The sequence below is a fragment of the Pseudonocardia sp. NPDC049154 genome (assembly GCF_040648315.1).
Lineage (GTDB): Bacteria > Actinomycetota > Actinomycetes > Mycobacteriales > Pseudonocardiaceae > Pseudonocardia.
Genome location: NZ_JBEZDN010000196.1, coordinates 1 through 10,206, shown reverse-complemented (window position 1 = coordinate 10,206; position 10,206 = coordinate 1). Strand labels below are relative to the sequence as shown.

The window sequence follows — 10,206 nt, the reverse complement described above, 5'->3', positions numbered from 1 at the left end:
GTCGCCGGGTGCGAGCTGTGGCGGGCGCGCAGCGAGCGCCGCGCCCAGGCGGCGGCCGCCCGCGAGGAGACCGCGCGGCGGCAGGCCGGCGAGGAACAGTTGCGGATCGCCCGCGAGCTGCACGACGTGCTCGGCCACCACGTCTCGCTGATCAACGTGCAGGCCGGGGTCGCCCTCTACCTGATCGACGACGACCCCGAGCAGGCCCGGCGGGCGCTGGCCACGATCAAGGACGCCAGCCGGGACCTGCTCCGCGAGATGCGCTCCACCCTCGGCGTCCTGCGCGGGGTCGACGAGGAGCCGCCGCGCGCGCCCACCGCGGGCCTCGGGATGCTCGACCGGCTGGTGGCCGACAACGAGGCCGCGGGCCTGGCCGTCAGCACCTCGGTCGACGCCGACCTCACGGCCCTGCCGCCGAGCGTCGACCTCGCCGCCTACCGGATCGTGCAGGAGGCGCTGACCAATGTCCGCAAGCACGCGGGCGCAGGGCGCGCGCTCGTGAAGGTGAGCGGGGCGGACGGCGCGCTCCGGGTCGTCGTCGACGACGACGGCGCGGGCCCGCCCGACCGGCCGGGCGAGGGTGGCACGGGGCTGGTCGGGATGCGCGAGCGCGCCACCGCGCTGGGCGGCACGCTGACCCACGGGCGGGCACCGGGCGGCGGGTTCCGCGTCGAGGCGGTCCTGCCGCTCGCCGGCCCCGGCGGCGCGGCGGTCGGGGCGCGGACCGAGGAGGAGACAGGGTGATCAGGGTCGTGCTGGCGGACGACCAGGCGCTGGTCCGGGCCGGGTTCCGGGCGTTGCTCGGCTCGGCTCCGGACCTCGAGGTGGTCGGCGAGGCCGAGGACGGCGAGGCGGTGCTGCGGGTCTGCCGCGACACCTCACCCGACGTCGTGCTCATGGACATCCGGATGCCCGGGCGGGACGGGCTGGCCGCGACCCGCGACATCGTGGCCGATCCGCGGCTGGTCGGGGTCCGGGTCGTCGTGCTGACCACCTTCGCCGAGGACGCCTACATCTTCGAGGCGCTGCGCTCCGGCGCCAGCGGGTTCCTGGTCAAGGACACCGAGCCGGCCGAGCTGCTGCACGCGGTGCGGGTGGTGCACGCCGGGGAGGCGCTGCTCTCCCCCGGCGTGACCCGCCGGCTCGTCGAGGAGTTCGCCGCGCGGTCCCGCCCGCCCGCACCCGACCGCCGGCTCGACGCGCTGACCGGCCGGGAGCGCGAGGTCCTCGCGCTGGTCGCCGCCGGCCTGTCCAACGACGAGATCGCCGAGAAGCTCGTGGTCAGCCCGGCCACGGCGAAGACGCACGTCAGCCGGTCGATGGTGAAGCTGGGTGTGCGGGACCGCGCCCAGCTCGTGGTGCTGGGGTACGAGACCGGGCTGGTGCGGCCGGGCTGGCTGGCCTGAGCACGGCGAACGGCCCTCTCGCCCACCTGTCGTGGACGAGAGGGCCGTTCGCCAGGGCCGGGGTTCAGGCGTGGACGACGGTGCCGGTGTCCTTGTCCGCCAGCGCGTCGGTGAGCGCACCACGGGTCAGGCCGTCGACCACCCGGAACTCGCGGACGTGCTTGGCGGGGGGCAGCAGCTCGCAGGCCAGCCGGTCCACGGGCAGGTCCGTCGTCGTGGCCGGGACCCGGCCGCCGGGGCCGTCGACGTCCTTGACGAAGATCAGCCGCTGGGCGCCGAACGCGTCGGCGAGCAGGACCGCGCCGGCGTCCGTGCGGTGCACCGGCAGCTTGCCGACCAACGCCGGGAACTCGTGGGAGCCGTAGGGCGGGTACCCGTTGGAGACGACGGCCGGGGCCGCGGCCAGGTGCCCGGCCAGCTGCCGGGCGACGGTGTCGTGCGGCACGTAGGACACCCCGTCGGCCGCGAGCAGGGCGGCCAGCAGGTGACCGTTCTGCTCGGCCTCGGTGGCCGCGAGCTCCGACAGCGCGCCGGTGGGCAGGCCCAGGTCGAGGCCCACGCCGATCGCGTGCCGGGCCCGGATGCCGGCGCCGGTGAGGATCAGCATCCGGTGGTCGCCGAAGGCCCCGCGCAGCTCGTCGACCACGGGCAGGATCGCGTCCCGCCCCCGGTCGATGATCGCGCCGCCGCCGATCACGACGACGTCGAGCCAGGGCAGCAGCCGGGTCACCGGGCGCGAAGTGACCGGCCGGACGAGGTCGCGGTCCAGCAGCGTCTGCCGCGCCAGCAGCGACGGGACGTCCTTGCCGTACTCGGTCATGATCAGCCCTCCGCCGTGATGATCGTGCCGACGTGCTCGCCCGCGAGCGCGCGGGTGACCAGGCCGGGCTTCAGGCCGTTGACGATCTGGATCTTCTTCGCGAACCGCGCGTGGCGCATGAGGTCGAACACCGGACGCTCGACGGCGAGGTCGGGCAGGTCCCGCGCGATCAGCTCGTCGACCGTGATCTCCGGGATCAGGGTGGCCGACGGGTCCGTCTTCGGGTTGGCCGTGTAGAGACCGTCCTCGTCCTTGACGAAGATCATCGAGGCGCAGCCGTAGGTCTCGGCGACGAGATAGCAGCCGGCGTCGGTGCGGTAGGGCGGGATCACACCCTCGGCCGGCACGCGCTGCCACATGTCGTAGGGCGGCATGCCGGCGAAGATCGCGGCGCCGACCTCGGCGACGCGCAGCGGCAGCGCGGCCATCGCCCCGCCGCCGACCACCGGGACGCCGTGCTTGGCGAACAGGTGGCCGAGCATCGTCGCGTTCTGCCCGGCCACGGCCGAGCCGATGTCGCTGAGCACGCCCGTCGGCAGGCCGAGCTCGGCGGCCAGGGCGTAGGCGTGCCGGGCTCGGGTGCCGCCGCCGGTCCCGATCAGCAGCCGGTAGTGCGGGAGCGCGGCGACGATCTCCTCGACGACCGGGAAGACCGCGGAGCGGCCCCGGTCGAGCAGGCTCTGCCCGCCGATCTTGAGCACGTGCACGTCGGGCAGGACCCGCTCGTCGGGCGCGGCATCGGTGGCGGCCTGCAGCTCGGGGTCGTCGAGGCTACGGCTCATGAGCAGCTCGCCCAGCGCGGCTGCGGTCGTCATAGGAGAACCCCCTGGTCCCGGGCGGCCGGGCGGCCGGGCGGCCGCGCCGCGGGCGACCGTAACGGCACCCGCCCGGGGGCTGCCATCCGGCCGTCCGGCGGACACCGACCGCCTACGGGAGGGCCACGAACGACGCCAGACCGTCGAGGAGCCGGTCGACGTCCGAGTCGTCCGTGTACGGCGACAGGCCGATCCGCAGCGACCCGGTGTCGCCCAGCCCGAGCCGGCGGCTGGCCTCCAGCGCGTAGAACGAGCTGGCCGGGGCGTTGATCCGGCGCTGGGCGAGGTAGCGGTAGGCGTCGGCCGGGTTCTTGTTCGCGAACTCCACGAGCAGGGTCGGGGTACGGTGCGCCGCCCGGGACCGCACGCGGACGCCGGGCAGCTCGGCGAGCGCCTGCTCGATCCGGATCCGCAGCGGCTCCTCGTGCGCCCGGATCGCGGCCATCGACTCGAGCAGCGCGGTGCGCCGGTCCGCCTGCGAGCCCGTGAGCCCGGCGAGGAAGTCCACCGCGGCCGTGGTGCCGGCGAGCAGCTCGTAGGGCAGGGTGCCCAGCTCGAACCGCTCCGGGACGTCGTCGCTGCTCGGCGCGAGCTTGGCCGGGCGCAGCTCCTCCAGCAGCTCCGGCCGGGCCGCGAGCACGCCGCAGTGCGGGCCGAGGAACTTGTACGGCGAGCAGGCGAAGAAGTCCGCGCAGAGCTCCGAGACGTCGATCCCGGCGTGCGCGGTGAGGTGCACGCCGTCGACCATGGTCAGGGCGCCGGCGTCGTGCGCGAGGGCGCTGATCTCGGCGATCGGCGGGATCGTGCCGACGAGGTTCGACGCGCCCGTCACCGCGACCAGCCGGGTGCGGCGCGACAGCACGGCGGCGACGTCCGCGGCGGTGAGCTCGGCGGTCTCCGGGTCGAAGTCCGCCCAGCGCACGGTGGCGCCGGCGGCCTCCGCGGCCAGGACCCAGGGCCGGATGTTGGCGTCGTGGTCCAGCCTGGTGACGACGACCTCGTCCCCCGGCCGCCACGTCTCCGCCAGCGTGCGCGCGAGGTCGAAGGTCAGCTGGGTCATGCTGCGCCCGAACACGATCCCGCGCGGGTCGGCGTCGAGCAGGTCCCCGATCGCCGCCCGGGCCCGCAGCACGATCCCGTCGGCGTGCCGCTCGGCCTTCGTGACGCTGCCGCGGTTCGCGATGGGCGAGGTCAGCGCCTCGTACACCGCCCGGGCCACCGGCTCGGGGGTCTGCGAGCCGCCGGGCCCGTCGAAGTGTGCGGTCCCGGCCTTCAGCGCGGGGAACTGCGTGCGGAGGGCGGCGACGTCGTAACTTGCGGGCTGGCTCACGTCCCCACCCTCGCACGGCTCATCGCAGGACGGTCCCCTTCGTCTCCGGCAGCGTGAGCACGGTCAGGAACGCGATCGCCGCGCCGACGGCGACGTACCAGAAGAACGCCCCGCCCAGCCACTGGATCATCAGCGGCGCGGTGCCGCCGAACAGCGCGACGGTGAGGTTGTACCAGGCGCCGATGCCCAGGCCCCGCAGCTCGGTCGGGAAGAGCTCGCTCATGATCGCCGGGGCGATCGAGGTCATCATCGTGTAGAGCCCGAGCCCGACGCAGAACACCACGAGCAGGCCGGCGAGGCCCGGGCGCACGAGCGCGGACAACGGCACGATCAGGAGCGCGGTGGCCGCCGACCAGAACAGCAGCTGCGGCTTGCGCCCGAACCGGTCCGACAGCGCGCCCATCGGGTACTGGAGCAGGCAGAACAGCAGCGTCGCGATCGACAGCGCGAGGAAGACGTCGAACGGGTCGGCGCCGCGGGACTTCGTCGCGTACGGGGTCAGCGCGGAGAAGAAGGTGTAGTAGCAGAGCGTCGACAGCAGGGTGAAGCCGACGAGCTGACCCACGGCCTTCGGGTGCTCGCGCAGCGTGACGAGCAGCGGGTTCTTCAGCGTCTGCGCCTTGGACTTGTTCGTCTCGTACTGCTCGGTCTCCGGCATCGCCCGGCGCAGCCACAGGCCGATGACGCCCAGGACGCCGCCGATCACGAACGGGATGCGCCAGCCCCAGGAGGAGATCTGGTCCTCGGACAGGCTGCCGGCGAGGATCACGCCCAGCACGCTCGCGATCAGCACGGCCCCGCCCGTGGAGATGTAGAAGAACGCGGAGTAGCGGCCGCGGCGGGACGGCGGCGCGATCTCGCCGAGGTACGCCGACGCGTTGGACACCTCGCCACCCAGCGACATGCCCTGCGCGATGCGGGCGAGCAGCAGCAGGACCGGGGCGAGCCAGCCCACCATCGAGAAGGTCGGCAGGATCGCGATCACCAGCGAGCCGCCGGCCATCAGCAGGATGGTCAGCATCATCGCGGTGCGGCGGCCGCGGACGTCCGCGAAGCGGCCGAGCAGGAACCCGCCGAGCGGCCGGAAGAAGAAGGCCAGGGCGTAGGTGGCGAGCGTGCTGATCAGCGCCAGCGCCTCGTTGCCGGGCGGGAAGATCTGCGTCGCGAAGTAGATCGAGAACGTCGCGTAGATCGTCCAGTCGTACCACTCGATCGCGTTGCCGATGGAGGCGGCGACGAGTGTTCTGACGGGCAGCCGATGGCGGGTGCCGGTGGTGGTCTGCTGGCCGGTGTCGGTCATCCGCACTCCAGGGTGATCCGCCGTGATCAGTACAGCCGGGCACGATGTGCGCGAAAGGGTACGTCGACCGGGTGACGCCTGCAGGGTCTGAGCCCCGGCCCGCGACGCTAGGAGACCGACGCGGCGGTGCTCACGGCCTCGAGCACGAAGACGTCGACCACCGCGGCGCCGATCCGCGGGTCCAGCGCGCGGACGCGGTCCGCGTCCTGGTCGACCATGGGGCGACCGTAGGGCTTCCGGGCGGCGGGAGGCACCGCTCGTCGGTGGATCTCCGGAGTCCCTGGTCACCCGGGGTCGTGCGGGCCGGCCGCCCCTCCAGGGGGCGGCCGCCGCTCACGGGGTGGCGAGGGCGGGCAGCGGGATCGTCTTGCCGTCGGGCACCGGTAGGGCGGGCGCGGGGAGCCGGACGGTGAAGGTGGTGCGGCCAGGCCGGCTGGCCACGGTGACCGTGCCGCCGTGCGCGTCCACCACCGCCTGCACGATCGCCAGACCCAGGCCGGTGCTGCCCCGGTCGCGGGAGCGCGAGCCGTCTCCGCGGGCGAACCGCTCGAAGACGTGCGCCGCGAGCGCGGGCGGGATCCCCGGGCCGGTGTCGGAGACGGTGACCAGCACGGCGCGGTCGGCCGGATCGGCCGGGTCGGTCGGCGTCCGCAGGCCGACGGTCACCTCGGTGCCGGCCGGGGTGTGGGTGCGGGCGTTGGCCAGCAGGTTCGTCACCACCTGGGTGAGCCGCAGGGTGTCGCCGAGCACCACCACCGGCTCCGGCGGCAGGTCCAGCCGCCACCGGTGGCCGGGGCCGGCCGCGCCGGCGTCGGACACGGCGTCGAGCACCAGGCGGGTCAGGTCGACGGGAGCGCGTTCCAGCGGGCGGCCGGCGTCGAGGCGGGCGAGCAGCAGCAGGTCCTCGACCAGCGTGGACATGCGCTCGGCCTGCGAGGTGATCCGGGACAACGAGTGCGCGACGGTCGGCGGGAGGGTGCGATCGCGGGCGGTCAGCTCGGCGTAGCCGCGGATCGCGGCGAGCGGGGTGCGCAGCTCGTGGCTGGCGTCGGCCACGAACTGGCGGAGCTGGACCTCGCTGGCGTGCCGTGCGTCGAGGGCGGCGGCGACGTTGTCCAGCATGCGGTTCAGCGCGGCACCCACCTGCCCGACCTCGGTACCCGGGTCGGTGTGCGCGGCCGGGACGCGCTCGAGGAGCTCGACCTCGCCGCTGTCGAGCTGCAGCGCGGACACCCGCCCGGCGGTCTCGGCGACCTGCTCCAGCGGCCGCAGCTCGCGCCGCACGGCGATCGCGCCCACCACCCCGGCCCCGGTCAGCGCGAGCACGACGACGATCGACTCGGCGACGACGAGGAGCTGGGTGAGGTGGTCGACGTCCGCCTGCGGCAGGCCGGTGACCAGCACGGTCCCGGAGCCGTCGACCGAGGCGAGGAGCCGGTAGGTGCCGAGGTCGCCGAGATCCTCGCTCACCGGGTGCCCGTTCGTCGGGACGGCGGCGAGGGTGGCCAGCGCCTCGGCGGGGACCTGCAGCACGGAACCGCCGCGGTCGGTGACCACCGCGTCGGTGACCTGCCCGGCGACGATCGTGGCGCCGACCGTGCGGGGCGCCTGGGCGGGGCCCAGGAAGTCGGCACCGACGTCGGCGTCCGCGCCGTGCCCGCCGCGGTCGTCGGGATGGTTCGGTCCCCCGGGGCCGGCCCCGTTCTGGATGGCGACGAACCGGCCGCCGGCCGAGACGAGGTCGTCGTCGAGCTGGTTGAGCATGAAGTGGCGCAGCGCGATCGCCGTCGCCAGCCCCACGACGGCGCACACGGTCGCGAGCAGGAGCATCACCGCCACCACGAGCCGGGCACGCAGGGAGTGCCGGGTGCGGGGCCGACCGTCGACCCGGGTGCGCAGGGCTGCGCGCCGGTGCGTCGCCGTGGCGGTCATGCGCTCACTGTGCGGGCAGGTCGTGTGGGGTCCGTGAGGGCTCCCTGTGAGCCGGCTGTCAGCGCCCCGAGGATGGGCCCGATGGTGGTCACGGTCCGGCTCCGGGCCCGTCCGGATGGCAGGCTCATCCCGTGACGCCGCGCTCGCGCCAGCTGCTCGACACCGTGCTCGACGACGGGACCTTCCGGTCCTGGGACACCACGCCGGCCCCGGTGCCGCTCGTCGCCGACACCCCGCAGTACCGGGCGGAGCTCGCGGCGGCGCACGAGCGCAGCGGCGTGGACGAGGCCGTGGTCACCGGCGAGGGCCTGATCGCGGGCCGCCGGGTGGCGGTGGTGTGCAGCGAGTTCGCGTTCCTCGCCGGGTCGATCGGCGTGGCCACGGCCGAGCGGCTGATCCGGGCGATCGAGCGGGCGACGGACGAGCGCCTGCCGCTGCTGGCCGCGACGGCGTCGGGCGGGACCCGGATGCAGGAGGGCGCGATCGCATTCCTGCGCATGGCGGCGATCTCCGCGGCGGTCACCGCGCACAAGGCGGCGGGCCTGCCGTACCTCGTCTACCTGCGGCACCCGACGACGGGCGGGGTGTTCGCCTCGTGGGGTTCGCTGGGCAACGTGACCGTGGCCGAGCCCGGCGCGCTCGTCGGGTTCCTGGGGCCGAAGGTGTACTCCGCGTTGCACGGCGAGCGGTTCCCGGAGGGCGTGCAGAAGGCGGAGAACCTGCACCGGCACGGGATCGTCGACGCGGTGCTCCCGGCGGAGCGGCTCGCCGGGGTCGCCGCACGAGTGCTGGCGATGCTCGACCCCGTCGACCCGATGCGGCTGCCCCCGTCGGCACCGGCCCGCGGCGAGCCGACCGGCCCGGACGAGGACGCCTGGAGCTCCATCGAGCGGTCCCGGCGACCGGAGCGGCCGGGGGTGCGGGACGTGCTGCGGCTGGCCGCGACGGATGTCGTCCCGCTGGGTGGGACCGGGGAGGGCGAGGCCGGGCGCGGCCTGCTGCTCGCGCTCGTGCGGTTCGGCAGCGTGGCCTGCGTGCTGCTCGGCCAGGACCGGCGGGCACAGGCCGCGGAACCGCTCGGACCGGGCGCGTTGCGGACCGCGCGGCGCGGCATGCGGCTGGCCGCCGAGCTGGGACTGCCGGTGGTCTCGGTGATCGACACGACCGGCGCGGCGCTGTCGGTGGAGGCCGAGGAGGGCGGGCTGGCCGGTGAGATCGCGCGCTGCCTCGGCGAGCTCACCGAGCTCCCCGTCCCGACGGTCTCGGTGCTGCTCGGGCAGGGCACCGGCGGCGCCGCGCTCGCGCTGCTGCCGACGGACCGGGTGATCGCCGCCCGGCACGGCTGGCTCACCCCACTGCCACCCGAGGGTGCCAGCACGATCGTGCACGGCACCCCGGAGAAGGCGGCGGAGGTGGCGGCGCAGCAGCACGTCCGCGCGGTCGATCTCCTGCGGGCCGGGGCCGTCGACACGATCGTCGACGAGCACCCCGACGCCGCGGACGAGCCCGAGGCCTTCGCCCGCCGGGTCGCCGACGCCGTGGAGTCCGAGCTGCGCGCCCTGCTCCCGCTCTCCCCCGTCGACCGCCTGGTCCGCCGGCGCCGCCGCTACCGCACCCTCGGCCTGCGCTGACCCGTCCGCGCGCGGGCTCCGGAGTGCTGCGGGTCCCTGGGGGTCCGGACCGCGGACACGGCCGCCGGGACCCGCTCGTCGAGGATTCCCGCGGAGCGGAGCCGGGCGACCGTGTCCTCGGGTCCGGTCCCGTCAGCCGGCCAACCGCCGCCCGAGCATCTGCTTGGCCTGCTCGGCGCCCTTGCGGCTCTCCCCCTGCGCCCGCCGGAAGAACTCGGCCAGGTCGCCGTCGCCGTCGCGTTCGGCGTCCTGGACGTAGGTCTCCAGCCGCAGCGCGTTGTTCAGGCACTGCTCGGTGAACCAGATGAGGTTGTAGTCCTTGTCCTTGGTTCCGGTGACCTCGCCACCCTCGCCCGACGTCATGCTCCCGTCACCTCCGGTCGTCCCGGGCGCACCGGTGGTTCCCTGCCGGCGCCCCCGCTGCCGCGGTGCGACACCCGCGCCGCCCTGCGCCCCGGCGGCGTACCGACGTGGCGCAGTCCGCTCGGGTACCACCGGGGACGCGGGCCAACCACGGTCGGCCGTCGGATCGCCGGCCGGGCTCGGGCCGGCGCCGACGTCGGTCGAGCGGCCGGCGGTCGCAGCAGACACCCCGTCACCGCCGGCGATGCCCCACCGCCGAGGCACCCCTTCCGAGCCGCGACGCTGCTCGGGGGCCGCGCGAAGGGGTGATTCGGATCCGGACGATCCACGCAGAATGGCGCCATCCCATTCTCTGGGCCGTTCGGGTGATTCCCGTAACGCAATCGAATCGCAATCACGCTCCGCTCCGAATCCTCACCGACCGTTGGCATGATGATCGTGGGGTTCGTGTGACGCGAGGGGGAGTCGTGAAATCGGTGCAGTGGCGTGCCGTGCGCCGCATCCTGGCGGGGGCGGTCGCGCTCGGGGTGTCCGCCGGGCTCGTCGCGGCCTGCGCGAGCGCCAACGCCGACGCCCGGCACCCCGGCCAGGCAGCCGCCGCGCCGCAGG

The 10,206-nt window shown here is 74.9% G+C and carries 9 protein-coding genes; 3 read left to right on the top strand and 6 right to left on the bottom strand.

Going from position 1 to position 10,206, the window contains the following annotated elements; all coding sequences use genetic code 11:
- Together AB0B41_RS41440 and AB0B41_RS41435 are read left to right on the top strand one after the other, a co-directional pair.
- Positions 1-744: sensor histidine kinase (locus AB0B41_RS41440; protein ID WP_358212519.1), on the top strand; the 744-nt coding region annotated here is incomplete at its 5' end.
- The gene (locus AB0B41_RS41435) at positions 741-1,406 is read left to right on the top strand and encodes a response regulator transcription factor (RefSeq protein WP_358212518.1); all 666 of its coding nucleotides are present in this window, start codon (positions 741-743) and stop codon (positions 1,404-1,406) included. The genes AB0B41_RS41440 and AB0B41_RS41435, both read left to right, overlap by 4 nt.
- A 64-nt stretch (positions 1,407-1,470) precedes the next feature.
- On the opposite strand, the gene AB0B41_RS41430 is transcribed toward AB0B41_RS41435, so the two are convergent.
- The 5 genes from AB0B41_RS41430 to AB0B41_RS41410 all read right to left on the bottom strand — a co-directional run bounded on the left by AB0B41_RS41430 (position 1,471) and on the right by AB0B41_RS41410 (position 7,603).
- On the bottom strand, positions 1,471-2,226 hold the full coding sequence (locus AB0B41_RS41430; protein ID WP_358212517.1) for a molybdenum storage protein subunit alpha: 756 nt from the start codon (positions 2,224-2,226) through the stop codon (positions 1,471-1,473).
- Between the two features lie 2 nt (positions 2,227-2,228).
- The gene (locus AB0B41_RS41425; protein WP_358212516.1) at positions 2,229-3,041 is read right to left on the bottom strand and encodes a uridine kinase; all 813 of its coding nucleotides are present in this window, start codon (positions 3,039-3,041) and stop codon (positions 2,229-2,231) included.
- Positions 3,042-3,153: 112 nt separating this feature from the next.
- The gene (locus AB0B41_RS41420) at positions 3,154-4,371 is read right to left on the bottom strand and encodes a cysteine desulfurase-like protein (protein ID WP_358212515.1); all 1,218 of its coding nucleotides are present in this window, start codon (positions 4,369-4,371) and stop codon (positions 3,154-3,156) included.
- 19 nt (positions 4,372-4,390) lie between these two features.
- Positions 4,391-5,671, bottom strand: a complete 1,281-nt coding sequence (locus AB0B41_RS41415; RefSeq protein WP_358212514.1) for an MFS transporter — start codon at positions 5,669-5,671, stop codon at positions 4,391-4,393.
- Between the two features lie 333 nt (positions 5,672-6,004).
- Positions 6,005-7,603, bottom strand: coding sequence for a HAMP domain-containing sensor histidine kinase (locus AB0B41_RS41410; RefSeq protein WP_358212513.1), 1,599 nt, complete (start codon positions 7,601-7,603; stop codon positions 6,005-6,007).
- Positions 7,604-7,734: 131 nt separating this feature from the next.
- Between AB0B41_RS41410 and AB0B41_RS41405 the strand changes: the two genes are divergently transcribed.
- On the top strand, positions 7,735-9,234 hold the full coding sequence (locus AB0B41_RS41405) for a carboxyl transferase domain-containing protein (RefSeq protein ID WP_358212512.1): 1,500 nt from the start codon (positions 7,735-7,737) through the stop codon (positions 9,232-9,234).
- Positions 9,235-9,366: 132 nt separating this feature from the next.
- Here AB0B41_RS41405 and AB0B41_RS41400 read toward each other — a convergent pair whose 3' ends face one another.
- Entirely contained in the window at positions 9,367-9,597 is a 231-nt protein-coding gene (locus AB0B41_RS41400) for a hypothetical protein (protein ID WP_037051121.1), read from the bottom strand.
- Positions 9,598-10,206: the final 609 nt, after the last annotated feature.